Origin of the sequence: Bacteroides celer (genome assembly GCF_002632415.2) — a bacterium.
Taxonomy (GTDB): Bacteria; Bacteroidota; Bacteroidia; order Bacteroidales; family Bacteroidaceae; genus Bacteroides.
In genome coordinates this window covers 357,541-375,835 of the sequence record NZ_CP178209.1, presented here as the reverse complement: position 1 = coordinate 375,835, position 18,295 = coordinate 357,541, and the positions used below count along the sequence as shown (strand labels likewise).

The window sequence follows — 18,295 nt, the reverse complement described above, 5'->3', positions numbered from 1 at the left end:
AATAGGGAATACATGAAAAGCTATCATCACGCATAGCCTTTTCATGTATTCTTTGCAAATAACATGAGCGAGAATCAGTCACTAAAAGAAAAGACGGCCAAAGGACTATTTTGGGGAGGATTCAGCAACGGCATACAGCAGTTGTTAAATCTGCTTTTCGGAATATTCCTCGCGCGGTTGCTCACTCCGTCAGATTATGGAATGGTGGGAATGTTGGCCATCTTCTCCCTCATTGCCAGTTCGATACAGGAAAGTGGTTTCACAGCTGCCCTTGTTAATAAGAAAGAAGTGACGCACAATGATTACAATGCCGTATTCTGGTTCAACGCGGCCATCAGTCTGTCGCTGTACCTGCTGTTATTCCTCTGTGCACCGCTTATCGCTGACTTTTACGATACTCCCGAACTGACACCACTGGCACGTTATTCTTTTATCGGCTTCTTCATTGCCAGTCTGGGAATATCCCACAGTGCCTATCTCCTGCGTAATCTGATGGTCAAACAGCGGGCATTGTCTTCGGTTATCGGACTCACCGTGTCCGGAATCACCGGAGTCACTCTTGCCTACTTTGGTTTCTCTTATTGGGGAATTGCTACGCAAAGCATCGTTTACGTAACCATCAACACAGCCTGTTACTGGCATTTCACCCGTTGGCGACCGAGCTTGCAGTTCAACTTCACCCCGATTAAGGAAATGTTCGGATTCAGTGGGAAACTACTGGTTACCAATGTATTCAATCACATCAATAACAATCTGTTTTCCGTGATACTAGGTAAATTCTACAGCGAAAAAGAAGTAGGATATTACAACCAAGCCAATAAATGGTGCGGCATGGGCCAACTCTTCATCTCCGGCATGATAAACGGAGTAGCGCAACCGGTACTCACCAAAGTGTCCGACGACCTTGAACGGCAAAAACGGGTATTTCGCAAAATGCTGCGTTTCACCGCTTTTGTCTCGTTTCCCGCCATGTTGGGATTGGGAATCGTATCGGAAGAGCTGATTATCATCACCATCACCGACAAGTGGTATTCCAGCATATTAATCATGCAAATACTGTGTATCAGCGGAGCCTTTGCTCCCATCGCATACCTCTATCAACAACTGATTATCAGTAAAGGGAAATCCCGCATCTATATGTGGAACACCATAGCGCTCGGCATAATTCTACTGTCAGGCGTTCTGTTAGTCCACTCACACGGTATCTATGCCATGCTCGCCGTCTATGTATCCACCAATATACTGTGGCTACTGACGTGGCACTACTTCGTATGGCAGGAAATCGGACTAAAGCTGCGCCATGCACTGATAGACATTCTTCCTTATGCTGTCATTGCAGCTACGGTAATGGCAATCACCTATTATTCCACCCGTTCCATCGAGAATATTTATCTCCGCTTGGCAAGCAAGATAGTGCTCGCAGCAGCACTCTACGTAGCCGCCATGTGGGGCAGCCGTTCGGTCACCTTTAAAGAAAGCATCCAGTATTTCATCAAAAAGAAGACACATGAACCCCAATGATCTTGCCACCAAATACCACCTTCTAAATCGTTCTTTCAAAAAGACGATGATCTATCACATAGGTATAGACGCCGGATTCTTTACCGAATATACCTATATGCTTCACGCAATGCTTTATTGCCTGCAACACAAAATACAGTTCAAGCTCTACTCCGACGACGCCAACTTCGGATGGGAAAAAGGTTGGGAAGATTGTTTCGCCCCCTTCTGCGAGCAAATGCACGAACCGTTTCATCACACTTATAACACCCATCGCCTCCCCTCCTGGCAGGCATTGATGAAAGACAAAAAGCTGCCTAAGACGAAGTTACTGAAATGGAAACTGAAAGTAACCTGTAAGAACATCATCGGAAAAACGATTGCCTTTTTCACATACGGCAAACCGGTCTTGCTCAACTTTCAACTGACATTCAACCCCAATCAGCACTTCCATATTCCCGAACTGGGAATAGACGGCGACTATCTCCATACCTTCCAAAAACTGACGGAAATCACTTGGAAACTCAACGACACCACCGCACAGGAATGTCGCCAATGTGCCGCCGACCTGCAACTTCCACCCCAATACGCAGGATGCCAGATACGGGGAGGAGACAAGATCACCGAAACCAACCTGCTTCCACCGGAACATTACATACGGCTTATTAAAGAAAAGACCGCCCTACGCGACGTCTTTGTATTAACGGACGATTACCGCCTTTTCGAACAAGTACAAACCCTTGCCCCGGACATACACTGGTACACCCTTTGCAGCCCCGACGAAAAAGGATACGTCAACAGCGCTTTCACGCAGACCACCAAAGAGCTGAAACAGAGACAAATGACACGTTTCCTTTCCTCGATACAGATATTGATGAATGCCTCCGTCTTTATAGGAAGCATCACCACCGGTCCCAGCCTGTTCCTATTGAAGAAATTCTATCCGGACATTAATCCGGCAGACTGTCTGCTCAAGGACTTTCCGCAAGCATCCGTCCTCCCCATCCCGGGACGCGGACAAGTGGCCACCGAATTTATGCAAGGAAACTTAAAGTGATAGTAACTCAAAGTTATAGTAACTTAGCAATATAATTACTACTTTTGTAGCACAACGTGCATTAACCATTTCCGATGAACAAGAAATATACAGCCGAAGAGCTTGATTTATTACATGCCGAACTCTACGACATATTGGGAGAAACCATCCGGGTGTGTCAGAAGCACAACATTCCCTATTTTGTGATTGGCGGCACGGCAATCGGTGCACTCTACGACCAGGCGATTCTCCCCTGGGATGATGATATTGACATAGGCATGACGCGGGAGAACTACAACAAATTTCTGAAAGTAGCTCCCGGGGAACTGGGTCCTTCCTACTTCCTTTCATGGATAGAGACAGACCCTCATACCCCGTATTATTTTGCCAAAGTCAAGAAAAACGACACCCTTTTTGTAGAAGAAATGTTCAAGAATGTCCCGATGCATCCGGGCATTTTTGTCGATATATTCCCATTCGACAAGATTCCCGACAACAAGCTGCTGCGAAGAATACAATCCGAAGCACTCGGCTTCCTCAAATGCTGCCTGATGGGAAAAGAGATATGGATGTGGAAACACTTCGGTACATGTGAAATAGAGAACCCCACGAACCGGGGAGCCTTCTCCTGTTTCCTGAACAGGGTAGTCGACCTGCTTTTCTCTAAAAAAGCAATCTACCGCATGCTGGTGTCAGTTCAAAGCTGTTTCAACTCACGAAACACTCGTTACTATAACAACGTAATGGCCACTGCCGACCACATAACCGTAGAAAGCATCCGCCACCTGCAACCCGTGAAATTCGGCCCTCTCACAGTGACCGCCCCCGACGACCTGGAAGGATTTTTGCGTTACAACTATCCAACCCTGCATCGATTTACAGAAGAAGAGCAGGAAAAAGTGAACAACCACTATCCTGCCGCCCTGTCATTCAGTACAACCCCAAAACAAGAACTATGAATATGAAATCCGCTTTAGTAGACGTCCCGGTACTTATCCTGTTCTTCAACCGCCCGCAACAGTTGTCGCAAGTGTTCGAGCAAGTGAAGAAAGCGCGTCCGTCCCGCCTCTTCCTCTATCAGGACGGAGCACGAAACGAACGTGACCTGCCCGGAATAGAAGCCTGCCGTGAAATCGTATCACAGATAGACTGGGAATGTGAAGTAGAACGGCTTTATCAGGAAAAGAATTTCGGCTGCGACCCTTCGGAGTACATTTCGCAGAAATGGGCCTTTTCGAAAGTCGACAAGTGCATCGTATTGGAAGACGACGATGTGCCCGCCGTCTCCTTTTTCCAATTCTGCAAGGAGATGCTGGATAAATACGAACATGACACCCGCATCAGCATGATTGCCGGATTTAACCCTGAAGAAATCACCCAAGACATGCCCTACGACTATTTCTTTACCACCACCTTCTCCATCTGGGGATGGGCAAGCTGGAAACGGGTAGTCGACCAATGGGATGAGTTCTACAACTTCCTGGACGACTCCTTCAATATGCAACAACTGGAACAGCTTATCAAGGAACGCAAATTCCGGAGCGACTTTATCTACATGTGCCAGCGTCACCGGGAACAGCAGAAAGCCTTTTATGAAACGATCTTCCACGCCTCCATACTGTTCAACTCCGGGCTAAGCATCGTGCCTACCCGCAACATGATTAATAACTTGGGAGCAACGGCAGATTCCACCCATTTCGCCGGCTCGATTCATACCCTGCCCAAAGGTTACCGCCGCATCTTCACGATGAAGCGCTATGAGGTGGATTTTCCACTGAAACATCCCCGCTACGTCATCGAAAACGTTGCCTACAAAGAGAGCGTTTACCGCATCATGGGCTGGGATCATCCGTGGATCAAGATCGGACGTTCGTTCGAAGAACTGTTCCTCAACCTGAAATACGGCAATTTCTCCATCATTACGAAAGCTGTCAAAAACCGAATCAACAAATGGCTGAAAAGAAACAAGCACCACTAAATAAGTTGCTTACTATTTATTTTTACCATACCCGCCTCACACGGGAAAGCTACGAGGAATGGAAAGAATATAAATTCCCCGGACACATCTTATACGGACTTCCTTTACTGGAGAATTACGGAATACACTCCGTGATGCACAAATGCAAATATTTCTCCGGCCGTCTGAAACTCATGCTTTACGCCACCAAAGAGATTCTCTTCTGCAAGGAGAAATACGACGTCCTCTACGCCACCTCTTTCCGGGGTATAGAGCCCGTCATCTTCCTCCGTGCCCTGGGACTGTATCGCAAACCCATCGTGATCTGGCATCATACGGCAGTCGTGACCAATCCCAAACCGTGGCGCGAACAAATCTCCCGCCTTTTCTACAAAGGTATAGACCAAATGTTCCTGTTCAGTCGGAAACTGATTCAGGACTCGCAGAAAACCCGGAAAGCACCGTCCCACAAACTGAAACTCATCCATTGGGGACCGGATCTTCCTTTCTACGACCACCTGCTTGCAGAAATGCCCGACCGGAAGCCCGAAGGATTTATCTCCACCGGTAAAGAAAACCGGGACGTAGACACCTTGCTCCAGGCATTTGCCGCAACGAACGAGAAACTGGATTTGTACATTGCCGTCTCATGCGGTAACATCAACTATAAAAAGATCATCGACCCGTATGCATTGCCCGACTCCATTCGCATCCATTATACCGACGGAGTGATTCCCTACGAACTGGGGAAACTGGTGGCACGCAAAAGTTGCATCGTGATCTGCTGCCTGGACTTCCCCTATACCGTAGGACTGACCACGCTCGTGGAAGCATTCGCCCTCGGCATCCCCGTCATCTGTTCGCGCAACCCCAACTTCGAAATAGACATCGATAAGGAAGGAATAGGCATCACCGTAGAATATAACGACGTACAAGGCTGGATAGACGCTATCCGCTACATCGCCGACCACCCCGAAGAGGCACGGCGCATGGGAGAGAATGCCCGCAAACTGGCGGAAGAACGTTTCAACCTCGAAATCTTTTCACGCGAAATAGCAGAAAGCTTGCTGGAAATATCAAACATTTCCTCTAAAAACCGTACATTTGCATAAACTTTTGCCCATGAGAGTCCTGATTATAAATACATCTGAACGAATAGGAGGAGCAGCCATCGCAGCAAGCCGGTTGATGGAGTCACTGAAAAACAACGGCATCAAAGCCAAAATGCTGGTACGTGACAAACAGACCGACCAAATCAGTGTTGTCCGCTTAAAAAGTAACTGGTTGCAAGTGTGGAAGTTCATGTGGGAACGGATTGTGATCTGGAGTGCCAACCGTTTCCGGCGTTACCATTTGTTTGACGTAGACATCGCCAACACAGGTACAGACATCACCTCACTCCCGGAATTCCGCCAGGCCGACGTGATCCATCTGCATTGGATCAACCAGGGAATGCTCTCACTGAACGATATACGAAAGATACTGACCTCCGGCAAACCCGTAGTCTGGACCATGCACGATATGTGGCCATGCACCGGCATCTGCCATTACGCACGGGAGTGCAACAACTATCAGCAGGAATGTCACGACTGTCCGTACATCTACAAAGGCGGGGGACGAAAGGATTTATCCTATCGCACGTTCCGCAAAAAACAAAAGTTATACAGCTACGCTCCCATTCATTTCGTCACGTGCAGCCATTGGCTGAAGGAACAAGCCCAGACCAGTGCATTATTTGAAGGGAAAAGCGTGACCAATATTCCGAACGCTATTAATACCAACTTGTTCAAACCCATGAACAAGAAGGAAGCGCGTGCCAAATTCATGTTGCCGGAAGGTAAGAAACTAGTTTTGTTCGGCTCATTAAAGATCACCGATAAACGAAAAGGGGTCGACTATCTGATTGGGGCATGCAAACTGTTAGCAGAAAAGCATCCGGAATGGAAAGACTCACTGGGTGTAGTCGTATTCGGCAACCAGTCGCAGCAGTTACAGGAACAACTTCCTTTCCATGTATACCCGCTCCCTTATATCAAAAATGAGCATGAAGTAGTGAATATCTACAATGCCGTAGACCTCTTCGCCATCCCGTCTCTGGAAGAGAATCTTCCCAATATGATTATGGAAGCAATGGCCTGTGGAGTGCCTTGTGTCGGTTTTAATGTGGGAGGTATCCCCGAAATGATCGATCATCTGCACAACGGCTACGTGGCACAATACAAATCCTCGGAAGATTTTGCCAACGGCATACATTGGATATTGACGGAACCGGAATACAACGAACTCTCTGCACAGGCCTGCCGCAAGGTTCTGGGTAATTATTCGGAGAGTATCGTTGCAAAGAAATATACAGATGTCTACAATAAAATAACGGGGAAATATGCATAGTGTCCATCCTACTCCCAAGTTCTCTATCATTACGGTGACATACAATGCTGAAAAGGTATTGGAAGACACGATTCAAAGTGTTATTTCACAAACCTATCATCATATAGAATATATTATCGTGGATGGAGCTTCCAAGGATGGGACTCTCTCTATTATCAACCGTTACCGGTCACGCATACACACCGTCGTCAGCGAACCCGACAAAGGACTGTATGACGCCATGAATAAGGGCATCGCCCTTGCCAGCGGTGATTATCTCTGTTTCCTGAATGCAGGCGACTGTTTTCATGAGGACGATACTCTACAACAAATGGTGCACACCATCAACGGCAATGAACTGCCTGATATACTTTACGGAGAAACCGCTATCGTAGACAAGGACAGGCATTTCCTACGGATGCGCAGATTGTCCGCCCCTGAAACGCTCACCTGGAAAAGCTTCAAACAGGGAATGCTAGTCTGCCACCAGGCATTCTTCCCCCGCCACACGCTCGTAGAGCCATATAATCTGCAATATCGCTTTTCTGCAGATTTCGACTGGTGCATCCGCATCATGAAGAAAGCACATACTTTGCACAATACTCACCTGACAATCATCGACTATCTGGAAGAGGGAATGACTACCCGGAATCAGAAAGCATCCCTCAAAGAAAGATTTCGGATCATGGCAAAGCACTATGGGCTGATCGGAACCGTGGCGCATCATGCATGGTTCGTGATCCGTGCAGTTACTCACCGGTAGGCGAAGGCATATAAAGCATTACCTGGTCTAATATCACTCCTTCGTCCAATGCCTTGATTACCAATTTGTGGGACTTCTTTCCGGATACCGGAAGTCGAACCGTTCGGATGGCTTGATTGCGCAGCACGTTCTCTTTCCATTCTTCACTCCGTCCTTTCGTTTCATAAGAGATCACTTCAGGCGCTGCATCGTCTAATGATACCAAGAAACGTAATTGATCTCCTCTCACAGGATGATTAGGCAACAAGCGGATGTCAACCTCTACCGAGTCTGTTTTCCAGTTATCAAAAGAGAACATCAGTGCATCTCCCTTGTCAATGCCTGTCGCTTTGCTTTCATATCCCAGACCCTCACAAACAGCAGAAGTTCCTTTCCGCGCATTCAAGGTCTTACTATTCGGGATATTTTTCCCATCCAAGCCGTTCCATTTATAGATAGCTACACGCTCTTTCATCATCGGAGAAGTAGCCGTTTTTCTTTCCACGCGATTGAATACGGGGAGTTTTCGGGGTTGGAAATCCATCATGCGGTTCCACTTCCCATCTTCCAGTGAGTTATACTGTTTTGTCAATACTACAATGCTGTCATAGGCAAGATCACTTTTCTCCCAGTCCGCTTTTCCGTGGCGGGCTAATTGGGCATATAGCAATTTCCGGTTCATCTGTGTAGCAGCTTGCACCGGGTATTTCACCAATTCAAAATAGGCACTTTGTCTGCCGGATGGGATTTTCGAAGCTGCCCGTTCCACTGCCTCCGACAATTTATCATAAGCCTGCAAACGTCCGTTGATTTCTTTTTCACTCCATGGGAGATCTTTGACAACACGATAAACAGGATCTTTCTCCTCTTCCCTCGTGTTTCCCATAAATTCAGGTTTACGAATATGGGCCAGACGATAGTGTTCCTGCATCACAGGCAATACTGCCTTTGCGCACGAAGCTCCCAATTCCCGTTCCAGCCAGTGTTTCAGATGAGAGGTCACTCCTTCCGAGGCCACAGCTTCCATATTCCAGGCCATATCCATAAACAACTCTATCTGATACTCGGCGGGCTTGATATCTCCGACGTTCAGTATCCACATCTTCTGTATGCCTTGATCGTAAGCCAGTTTCATTTGCTGGAAAATCAGATACGGACTCATCGTACCCAACCAGAGATGGTCGTGCGGACGTCCCCAATAAGAAACATGATAATAGACTCCATTCCCTCCTTTACGTGCGCATTCTTCGGCCGTAGGAAAATGGCGGATATAACCATAGTTATCGTCACACCACATTAATGTTACATCATCAGGCACCTGTAATCCGGCATGATAAATGTCGAGTACCTCTTTATAAGGGATAAAAACCTGCGGGACTTTAGTTACATCCTTATCAACATATTTTTCAATCAATCCGCGTTGATCTGCAAACACACGATCTATTACAGCCTTCTGTTCTTCCACCGTCTTCGCTCCCTGCATCTTGCCATCGTGTACACCACGCATACCCAACGTATAGAGTATTTCCTGATCTGCCACCTCTTTTACACGGTCTTCCCAGAATTTATAAACTGCCGGAGCATTATTTACATAATCATAAGCCCCTTCCCCTCTTCGTTTCCACTCACCAGCAGCGCTGCAAGCCATCGGTTCGCAGTGGGAAGCACCGATGAAGATTCCATATTTCTTGGCAGCTTCCCGGTTACCTTTGGTCAGGAAGAAAGGAAGTGTACATTCGTGCATTGCAGGCCAATAGGTATTGGCACGCAGACGAAGTAAGAGTTCGAAAATACGCTCGTTAGTACGCGGGCCTATCTCACCTTTCACTGTTGAAGGTTCATAGGTCCGACTGCTCCACGGCATCAACCCCCAGTCTTCATCATTAATAAAGATACCCCGATATTCCACCGAAGGAGCCTGAAGGCTTTGGTATTTGGAAGATAGTTTAAAAAGTCCCTTCTTTTCCGGAGTTACGTCCGCCCACCATTCCCAGGGAGAGACACCTAACAAACGGGATATTTCGAGTATTCCATAAGCCGTACCATGTTTATCACTGCCGGCTACTACCAATTTCCCCTCCGGAGAAACAGATAATAGAAAAGCCTGCTTCTTGCCTCTTAACGCAGAAACATCTACCCCGGTCCGGCTGATAAGCTCATTCTGGCCCACCGTTCCTATCACAATTTCACCTGTTTTCTCATTCGTTTGGGTGGTTGACGACAATACTGTCTGAATATCACGTCCCAGCATTTCCAATGCGGTTCGCACAACCAGTTCTTCAGAAGGGCTGCAAGCGATGACAACTGTTTGACCGGAAGTCAAAACAAAATCCTTACTACGAATCGGTAAAGCAACTATCAAAAAGATGAAAAAAGAAAACAGAAGTTTATGTCTCATAGGTTCTATTATTTATAGAAGACAAAATTACAGGTTTGCAGAAAATGTACTATAGAATAGTGTACAATTTCATAGAATTCTGTCCGACCTATTTAAAATGTAGCAGGCAACGCAAACAACTGATACATCAGCGTTCGTGCCATGCGTATCTGTCCTTTCGTGCTGGGATGCAAACGGTCATATCCCGCATCATAGAAATAAATCAGTTGTTCTTCCACCATCGGATTCAATCCGGTTACCGCATTAAAATCAATCACGGGGACTCCCCACACATTGCCGGCTTCTTTAACAGCCTGCACGTAGGCATCCACATATTCGCCACAACTGTTCTGGTAGTTTTCATCCGGTTGCACGTTCGTTTCTCCAAAATTGGCCAATGAGCGGTGCAACGGGGTCAGTAACACAATCTGCTTGTCCGGAAATAGCTGTTTCAGTCTATTGATTCCTATGTTGATACGTCCCTTATACGTGCTTCCATCCATTATAGGAGTGCGTTTCTTACGGGTTTCCAGCTTTTGGGTTTGTCCACGGGCTGCCATCACTTGTTCTTCTGTTTCCGTAAACCATTCTCCAATAGGTACACCGTCATTAAAATCATTCGTACCCATCAAAATCACGATAGCATCTACTTCTCCGCCGTGTTCTTTCTTCAACAGCTCGGCTTGCCGGGGCACATCATTCCACTGCCTGCCACTGATACCATATACATAAGGAGTAATTCCCAGCCATTCCTGCAGAAAATCCCAGTATTTCTTGATCTTGTCGCCATAACAGTTGGGATCTGTAATAGAGTCTCCCAAATATCCCACTCTTTTTCCTTGCCACGGGTGCCGGATGCATCCATTATTCGTTTCAACAGAGTTTGCCACTTTAGAAGATTGATTCTGTCCGCACAGAAAAGAGGAACAGAAAAACAGGATGGTACATGTGAGTAATAATTTGCTTTTCATCGGTATCATACATTAAATGAGAGATTTGTATTCAATATTCGACAAAAATAACTCAAAAAAATGTAGTTTCAATCAATTTGGGCGATCAATCTCATCCATACAACCGGATATATAAACATATTCCTATTTGACTATTCTTGCTAAAATGCAGGTATACAGTCTTTTTTCAATCAAGTTATCATTGAGTTTTACAGCTAAAACCCTATCTTTGCCACAAACTAAAAGAAAAATTGGATGTTTAACTCATTTTCATTCCATAAGGATTCCGTTCTGTAAATAATCTGTAAACCTCCTCTCATTACAGATTATCCCTTATGTTTTCTGACATACTCTTGTCAGAGTTATTTTCTATATCTAAATTTTCAAACTATTTGTATGGTCAAATGGTTGCAAGCATCATTATATGCCTCCATTCGCCGTACAACCAAAACATTAAAACAATGAGTAACGATTTTAAATCAATCCACGAATTCGATTTTACACTGATATGTAATTACTTCAAGGCATTAAAACGTCAAGGTCCCGGAAGTCCTGAAGTCACACAAAAAGCCGTAAGCTTCATCAACGAACTGTCCGACAAGACACGAATAGCCGACATTGGCTGTGGCACAGGCGGTCAGACAATGGCATTAGCCAACTATACGAAAGGACAAATTACAGGTATCGACCTTTTCCCCGACTTTATCGAGCTATTCAACAAAAATGCAATAGAAGCGCATTGTGAAGACAGAGTAAAGGGTATCGTCGGCTCTATGGACGCTCTGCCATTTCAAGAGGAAGAACTCGATCTGATCTGGTCCGAAGGCGCTATCTATAACATAGGATTCGAACGCGGCATGAACGAATGGAACAAATTCCTGAAAAAGAACGGGTTTATCGCTGTAACGGAAGCCTCCTGGTTCACCCCGGAACGTCCCTCTGAAATAGAAGACTTCTGGATGGCCAATTACCCGGAAATCGATACGATCCCAAGAAAGATAATGCAAATGGAAAAAGCAGGATATATCCCGACAGCCCATTTCATTTTACCGGAAAATTGCTGGACCGAGCATTTCTACGCTCCCCAATTCCCGGTTCAGGAAGCTTTCTTAAAGGAATATGCAGGAAATAACGCAGCCGCAGACCTCATCACCGGGCAACGGTATGAAGAGAGCCTATATAATAAGTATAAAGAATACTACGGCTACGTATTCTATATAGGACAAAAAAAAGATTGATTATCTGCCGGAGAAGTTAGCAAGATAGGACAACTCTCCGGCATTTATTATCCTTTACTTTGCAGAAAACATGGAGACGAAAGATATCAATAAACAGGAATATCAGTTACGGATCAATAAAGTGACCGACTATATTCACAATCACATAGACCAGCCGTTATCATTACAGAAAATGGCAGGTATCGCCTGCTTTTCTCCTTTCCACTTCCATCGCGTATTTACAATCCTGACGGGCGAAACGCCTACGGATTATATCAAACGCACCCGGATTGAAAAAGCAGCCCTATTATTAAAACGAAACAAGGAACTTTCCGCCACCGAAATCGCCCGTCTTTGCGGCTTTAGCAGCCTTTCACTTTTAAGTCGCAATTTCAGGTTACATTTCAGTATGACGATCCGGGAGTTCCGTTCATTAAAATAAAACTCTAAAGAATATGGAAAAGGAAAATAAGATTCTGATTTTTCGAACTTCTATCACCCAAAGGCGTGACATCAAGCGCATAGGAGAGCTTTTGGCAGAGTTCCCCCAAATAGACAAATGGAATGTGGACTTTGAGGACTGGGAGAAAATATTAAGAATCGAGTGCAGGGATATCTCTGCACTCGAAATATCGGAAGTACTCCGGAACAATCATATTTTTGCCACCGAACTGGAATAAAACCGGGAAAAGAAAACCTCTCAAACTCCCAACAACTGTTTCAATTCAGCCACTCCTTCAGAAGCTCCCTTCTGAATTACATGTATCGAACGGGAAGTATGCGTATCTACCGGTTTCGGATCAATCAGATACACCTCTGCTCGTCTCGGTACATAATGAAGCAGCCCCGCCGCAGGATATACGTTAAGCGACGTACCAATAATGACGAAAATATCCGCTTTCTCCACATATTGGATGGCTGTTTCAATTTCCGGCACAGCTTCTCCAAACCATACGATAAAAGGTCGCAATTGAGTGCCGTCGCCGGCCTTGTCTCCTATCTTCACTTCATATTCTTCCGGTTTCAGTTCTTTTATGTAGTGGGGATTATGAGGATCTCTGCTGGAACACACTTTCGTCAGTTCGCCATGCAGATGAATGATGTGGCTACTCCCGGCACGTTCGTGCAAGTTATCAATATTCTGTGTCACCACCGTCACATGGAAGTTTTTCTCCAGTTCCGCCAACAATTCATGTCCACGGTTCGGTTTCACCTCCAACAACTGTTTCCGGCGCTCATTATAGAAATTAATCACCAAAGCCGGGTCACGCTGATAACCTTCAGGAGTGGCCACCTGCTCCACTGGATATCTATCCCACAAACCGCCTGCATCGCGAAATGTACTAATCCCACTCTCGGCACTCATACCCGCACCCGTCAAAACTACCAGATTCTTCATTACTATTCCTCCTTCTTTTTTAATAGCCACACAAATGTAATCAGAATCATCGAATAAAAGAACACTTTCTCACGCTTAATATAATCCAATTTATGCAGAACTTTAAGATGAAAGATGCAGATAGTTAGCATCATTTATGGCAACAACTATTCGTCTGACTACTGTTATTCTTTCGTCTGACAGTTGTCAGACGAAAGAATAACAGTAGTCAGACGCAAGTTCAACAGCTGTCAGACGATTAATTATCTACATAAACCAACCTAAATAATAAGAATAAGCCGATTAAATCCTACGAACAAAAAAACTAATTCTTTAAAGAAAAGCGATTAACTTTCACAGATATAAGAATTTTTAAATAGCAAATGCTAAATCATTCAAATAAAACACGTACTTTTGCGATTCATAAATTTGCAATTGATTGAAAGCTAAAACCATGATGGTGATACATTTCAATCGCCAACAAAAAACATTATATGGATAAATTCAGTTACGCTATTGGCCTCGGAATTGGTCAAAACTTATCAAGTATGGGAATCGGAAACCTTGCGGTAGATGATTTCGCACAAGCAATCAAAGACGTATTGGAAGGCAATCAGACGGCTATCAGCCACAATGAAGCCCGCGAAATAGTAAACAAGTATTTCGAAGAACTGGAAGCTAAAATGGGTGCCGTTGCTATCGAGCAAGGACAGGCTTTCCTCGAAGAAAACAAAAAAGGACCGGGCGTAGTTGTTCTTCCCAGCGGACTACAATATGAAATTATCAAAGAAGGTACAGGCAAAAAGCCGAAAGCTACCGACCAGGTAAGATGCCACTATGAAGGAACATTGATTGACGGCACACTGTTCGACAGCTCTATCCAACGCGGAGAACCGGCTGTATTCGGTGTCAACCAAGTAATCCCGGGATGGGTGGAAGCTTTGCAGCTGATGCCGGAAGGTTCTAAATGGAAACTGTATATTCCGTCAGAACTTGGTTATGGCGCAAGAGGTGCCGGAGAAATGATCCCTCCTCATAGCACACTCATTTTTGAAGTAGAATTACTCGAAGTATTATAAATAAAAAATTTCAAAGCAAAATGAAAAAAGTTAGTATTTTTATGGCAATCGCCGCTGCTGCAAGCCTTGCTTCTTGTACAGCTCAAGCTCCTAAAGCAAATCTGAAATCAGACATCGACTCACTGTCGTATTCTATCGGTATGGCGCAGACTCAAGGTCTGAAAGGCTATCTGACAGGTCGTCTGGATGTTGATACTACCTACATGGCAGATTTCATCAAAGGTTTGAACGAAGGTGCAAACAAGACTAGCAAAAAAGACATCGCTTACATGGCAGGTCTGCAAATCGGTCAGCAAATCAGCAACCAGATGATGAAAGGTATCAACCAGGAATTATTTGGCACTGACTCTACTAAAACCATCAGCAAAGAAAACTTCTTGGCAGGTTTCATCGCAGGTACTTTGGAAAAAGGTGGCGTAATGACTATGGAAGCAGCTCAAGAATATACTCGTACAGCTATGGAAACTATCAAAGCAAAAGCTTTGGAAGAAAAATATGCTGACTACAAAGCTGAAAACGAAAAATTCCTCGCTGAAAACAAGACTAAAGACGGTGTAAAAACAACTGCAAGCGGTCTGCAATACAAAGTAATCACTGAAGGTAAAGGTGAAATTCCTGCTGACACTTGCAAAGTGAAAGTGAACTACAAAGGTACTTTGATCGACGGAACAGAATTCGACAGCTCTTACAAACGTAACGAACCGGCTACTTTCCGTGCTAACCAAGTAATCAAAGGTTGGACAGAAGCATTGACTATGATGCCTGTAGGTTCTAAATGGGAACTTTACATCCCGCAAGAACTTGCTTACGGTGCTAGAGAATCTGGCAATCAAATCAAACCGTTCTCTACTTTGATTTTCGAAGTTGAACTGTTGGGCATCGAAAAAGATAAGAAATAAGAAAGTTCTTTTCTAAATAGAAAAAGGAAAGAGGTGCAAAACGTTTGTACCTCTTTTTTTTGCTTTTTCCTATTTTTTTTCTCCGAAAAGAAGAATAATTAAAATAAATCTCTATATTTGCTTACTATTTGATAACAACAGGAAATTACAATTTATTATTATGGAAAGAATAGACAACCTCGACAGGCAGATCCTAGAGATTATCTCCCAGAATGCCCGCATCCCTTTTAAAGACGTAGCAGCCGAATGTGGAGTGTCACGCGCAGCTATCCATCAGCGTGTGCAAAGACTGATTGACCTAGGTGTCATTGTAGGCTCTGGTTACCATGTGAACCCGAAATCATTGGGATACAGAACTTGTACCTACGTGGGTATCAAACTGGAAAAAGGCTCCATGTACAAATCTGTCGTAGCGGAACTACAAAAGATTCCCGAAATTGTGGAATGTCATTTCACTACAGGTCCGTACACAATGCTGACAAAGCTTTATGCATGCGACAACGAACATCTGATGGATTTGCTGAATAACAAAATGCAAGAAATACCGGGTGTGGTAGCTACCGAGACATTGATTTCTCTGGAACAGAGTATCAAGAAAGAAATCCCCATCCGCGTTGAAAAATAATTGTGATGGAATTTCTAAATGAATATCACCTTGCGGGGTTATTCATCGGAATATGTACCTTTTTGATTATCGGTCTTTTTCACCCCGTCGTGGTAAAGGCCGAATACTATTGGGGTACAAAATGCTGGTGGATATTCCTGGTACTCGGCATAGCCGGTGTGGTCGCCTCATTAAGCATCGATAATGTGATTTTATCTTCTTTGCTTGGCGTGTTTGCATTTTCTTCCTTCTGGACGATTAAAGAGGTCTTCGAACAGGAAGAACGGGTACAAAAAGGATGGTTCCCCAAGAACCCGAAGCGCAAATATAAGTTCTAAAAATAAAGTATCGTAGTTTTTTATCAAAAGGATTTGCATAATTCGAGGGAAAATACTACTTTTGTCACCGCATCCAACAAAGGATACATCGGACTTGTAGCTCAGTTGGTTAGAGCAACAGACTCATAATCTGGAGGTCCCTGGTTCAAGCCCAGGCTGGTCCACTGAAAAATTCCTGTAAGTGTTTCACTCGCAGGAATTTTTCCTTTTTATAGCCATCCTCCAACTAGAATAAAAGATAACTAATTGTTCCCAAACAGGTAAAAACAACAGCAACGGACAAAGCAGAAATGGCGAAGAATAAGCAATAGGGGAATAACACCTATAATATTAAGCTATAGAGTACCCAATATTAAATAATTCCAAAATGTTTCAGCGCTTTACAAAGCCCGTCATTCTCCACCGTATCAGTAACAAAATTGGCTGAAGCCTTGACTATCTCCGATGCATTTCCCATAGCCACTCCGATTCCGGCAACTTTCAACATAGGAATATCATTACCACCATCGCCGCAAGCCATTATTTCCGTCATTCCAATCCCATAATAATCAGCAAATACCGAAAGGCCGGTTGCTTTACTTATTCCTGCCACATTTACGTCAGCAAATAAAGGATGCCAGCGCGACAAGGAAAGATTAGGCAGAAACGACATCACTTTTTGTTCCATCTCATCATCGATATAAAAACAAAGCTGACAACACTCTTTCTTTTCAAACAGGTTTTCAATGTCTACAACGGTCGGGATAGGGTGTTCCACGATTTTAGCAATCTGTTCGACAGTCGGAGTCAGACGATTAACAAACACACCTTCATCCAATTCAATAGCGACTGCAAAATCAAAGGTCTTTGCTATTTCCATGGCTTTCTTAAAATCATCTTTCGGAATAAGGTGCTTTCTTATCACGGTGCCATCCCGCAAAACACAGTCGGCACCATTCAATGCAATAATTCCGTCATACGGAACATCAGCTATTTCATGAAGGTCGCCTGCCGCTCTACCGGTAGCAATGACTATTCGAATTCCACCGTCATGAATCTTCCTAAGGGCATCAACAGAGGATGGCAACACTTTATGAGTTTCAAAACTTACCAATGTTCCATCCACATCGAGCATGATCGCTTTTATCATAACATTTATATCTTTATTCATTCTTCGACAATTTAGAGAAGCAAATCGACTATCCTTGACTGATAAGTCAGAGCAGTCAATTAAACAGTGACAAAGTTACTGAAAAAATTCCCATAACAAATACAAACCTCCAACACATAAAATAAAAAAGGCAAAAGGAAACGAGATCCTTTTGCCCTATACCTATTGATACCAACTGAAAATTGATAGTAAACGTTTAGCGGAAGTCCTTTAATTCTTCCTGCAATTTCTGACGGGTAAAGAATATGCGGCTCTTTACAGTACCTAACGGAAGATTCAGCTTTTCTGCAATCTCACGGTACTTGAATCCTGAAACATGCATAGCAAACGGAACTCTGTATTCTTTCGGCAGAGCATTGACTACGCGATGCATTTCTTTTAAATCGTAAGCTCTTTCCGTACTTTCAAAACCTGAATCTTGTGGCAGGTTAAGGTGATAGAGGTTTTCAGTCTGATCGACAAATGTCTGATCGCGCACTATTTTGCGGTAATTATTAATAAAGATGTTCCGCATTATAGTATACATCCATCCTTTGAAATTTGTGTCGGGGGTATATTTATCTTCGTTATCCAATGCTTTTAATGAGGTTTCCTGTAACAAATCGTTTGCTTCTTCACGATCGGTTGTCAGTTTATATGCAAAACGGAGTAATTCATCCTGTACTCCTATCAGATCTTTCCTGAAGCTTAAACTTTTCATA

At 44.2% G+C, this 18,295-nt stretch carries 19 protein-coding genes and 1 tRNA gene; 15 read left to right on the top strand and 5 right to left on the bottom strand.

The annotated features are described in order from the left end of the window. Positions 1-63: 63 nt before the first annotated feature. From CJF29_RS01200 to CJF29_RS01170, 7 genes are all read left to right on the top strand, one after another. Complete coding sequence (locus CJF29_RS01200; protein ID WP_099146594.1) at positions 64-1,521, top strand: lipopolysaccharide biosynthesis protein; 1,458 nt, start codon at positions 64-66, stop codon at positions 1,519-1,521. Further along, positions 1,508-2,557 carry a hypothetical protein gene (locus CJF29_RS01195; RefSeq protein ID WP_099146595.1) on the top strand — a complete coding sequence of 350 codons (1,050 nt, stop codon included), beginning with the start codon at positions 1,508-1,510 and terminating at the stop codon, positions 2,555-2,557. The genes CJF29_RS01200 and CJF29_RS01195 overlap by 14 nt, the downstream gene beginning before the upstream one ends. A gap of 74 nt (positions 2,558-2,631) precedes the next feature. After that, on the top strand, positions 2,632-3,495 hold the full coding sequence (locus CJF29_RS01190; RefSeq protein WP_099146596.1) for a LicD family protein: 864 nt from the start codon (positions 2,632-2,634) through the stop codon (positions 3,493-3,495). Further along, entirely contained in the window at positions 3,492-4,514 is a 1,023-nt protein-coding gene (locus CJF29_RS01185) for a hemolysin activation protein (protein ID WP_176553135.1), read from the top strand. The genes CJF29_RS01190 and CJF29_RS01185 overlap by 4 nt, the downstream gene beginning before the upstream one ends. Continuing rightward, positions 4,487-5,605 carry a glycosyltransferase family 4 protein gene (locus tag CJF29_RS01180; RefSeq protein ID WP_004296594.1) on the top strand — a complete coding sequence of 373 codons (1,119 nt, stop codon included), beginning with the start codon at positions 4,487-4,489 and terminating at the stop codon, positions 5,603-5,605. Before CJF29_RS01185 ends, CJF29_RS01180 begins: the two co-directional genes overlap by 28 nt. Before the next feature lie 10 nt (positions 5,606-5,615). Then, positions 5,616-6,881, top strand: a complete 1,266-nt coding sequence (locus tag CJF29_RS01175) for a glycosyltransferase family 4 protein (RefSeq protein WP_004296595.1) — start codon at positions 5,616-5,618, stop codon at positions 6,879-6,881. Then, positions 6,874-7,623: a glycosyltransferase family 2 protein gene (locus CJF29_RS01170; RefSeq protein ID WP_099146597.1), complete on the top strand. Its 750-nt coding sequence runs from the start codon at positions 6,874-6,876 to the stop codon at positions 7,621-7,623. Before CJF29_RS01175 ends, CJF29_RS01170 begins: the two co-directional genes overlap by 8 nt. On the opposite strand, the gene CJF29_RS01165 is transcribed toward CJF29_RS01170, so the two are convergent. Together CJF29_RS01165 and CJF29_RS01160 are read right to left on the bottom strand one after the other, a co-directional pair. Next, a complete protein-coding gene (locus CJF29_RS01165) occupies positions 7,610-10,000 on the bottom strand; it encodes a glycosyl hydrolase 115 family protein (protein ID WP_099146598.1) in 2,391 nt (796 codons plus the stop codon). The genes CJF29_RS01170 and CJF29_RS01165 overlap by 14 nt on opposite strands. 92 nt (positions 10,001-10,092) lie before the next feature. After that, the gene (locus tag CJF29_RS01160) at positions 10,093-10,950 is read right to left on the bottom strand and encodes an SGNH/GDSL hydrolase family protein (protein WP_099146604.1); all 858 of its coding nucleotides are present in this window, start codon (positions 10,948-10,950) and stop codon (positions 10,093-10,095) included. Positions 10,951-11,390: 440 nt separating this feature from the next. On the opposite strand from CJF29_RS01160, the gene CJF29_RS01155 reads away from it, so the two are divergent. The 3 genes from CJF29_RS01155 (at position 11,391) to CJF29_RS01145 (ending at position 12,826) form a co-directional block, all read left to right on the top strand. Then, the gene (locus CJF29_RS01155) at positions 11,391-12,167 is read left to right on the top strand and encodes a class I SAM-dependent methyltransferase (RefSeq protein WP_074556538.1); all 777 of its coding nucleotides are present in this window, start codon (positions 11,391-11,393) and stop codon (positions 12,165-12,167) included. A 70-nt stretch (positions 12,168-12,237) separates the two neighbouring features. After that, entirely contained in the window at positions 12,238-12,588 is a 351-nt protein-coding gene (locus CJF29_RS01150) for a helix-turn-helix domain-containing protein (RefSeq protein ID WP_004302575.1), read from the top strand. Between the two features lie 13 nt (positions 12,589-12,601). After that, on the top strand, positions 12,602-12,826 hold the full coding sequence (locus CJF29_RS01145) for a hypothetical protein (RefSeq protein ID WP_004311131.1): 225 nt from the start codon (positions 12,602-12,604) through the stop codon (positions 12,824-12,826). Positions 12,827-12,846: 20 nt separating this feature from the next. Here the strand turns inward: CJF29_RS01145 and CJF29_RS01140 are convergent, their stop codons facing one another. Next, complete coding sequence (locus CJF29_RS01140) at positions 12,847-13,545, bottom strand: SIR2 family NAD-dependent protein deacylase (protein ID WP_099146599.1); 699 nt, start codon at positions 13,543-13,545, stop codon at positions 12,847-12,849. Between the two features lie 473 nt (positions 13,546-14,018). On the opposite strand from CJF29_RS01140, the gene CJF29_RS01135 reads away from it, so the two are divergent. From CJF29_RS01135 to CJF29_RS01115, 5 genes are all read left to right on the top strand, one after another. Continuing rightward, entirely contained in the window at positions 14,019-14,603 is a 585-nt protein-coding gene (locus CJF29_RS01135; protein WP_008775241.1) for an FKBP-type peptidyl-prolyl cis-trans isomerase, read from the top strand. A 20-nt stretch (positions 14,604-14,623) separates the two neighbouring features. Next, positions 14,624-15,502, top strand: coding sequence for an FKBP-type peptidyl-prolyl cis-trans isomerase (locus CJF29_RS01130; RefSeq protein WP_074638574.1), 879 nt, complete (start codon positions 14,624-14,626; stop codon positions 15,500-15,502). Positions 15,503-15,662: 160 nt separating this feature from the next. Further along, positions 15,663-16,127 carry an Lrp/AsnC family transcriptional regulator gene (locus CJF29_RS01125; RefSeq protein WP_004302580.1) on the top strand — a complete coding sequence of 155 codons (465 nt, stop codon included), beginning with the start codon at positions 15,663-15,665 and terminating at the stop codon, positions 16,125-16,127. 5 nt (positions 16,128-16,132) lie between these two features. Beyond that, complete coding sequence (locus tag CJF29_RS01120; RefSeq protein ID WP_004302581.1) at positions 16,133-16,444, top strand: DUF4491 family protein; 312 nt, start codon at positions 16,133-16,135, stop codon at positions 16,442-16,444. 90 nt (positions 16,445-16,534) lie between these two features. Then, positions 16,535-16,608, top strand: a tRNA-Ile gene (locus CJF29_RS01115). Between the two features lie 188 nt (positions 16,609-16,796). Here the strand turns inward: CJF29_RS01115 and CJF29_RS01110 are convergent. Next, complete coding sequence (locus CJF29_RS01110; protein WP_004311110.1) at positions 16,797-17,573, bottom strand: Cof-type HAD-IIB family hydrolase; 777 nt, start codon at positions 17,571-17,573, stop codon at positions 16,797-16,799. Positions 17,574-17,790: 217 nt separating this feature from the next. Continuing rightward, positions 17,791-18,294: an RNA polymerase sigma factor gene (locus CJF29_RS01105; RefSeq protein ID WP_004302598.1), complete on the bottom strand. Its 504-nt coding sequence runs from the start codon at positions 18,292-18,294 to the stop codon at positions 17,791-17,793. Position 18,295: the final 1 nt, after the last annotated feature.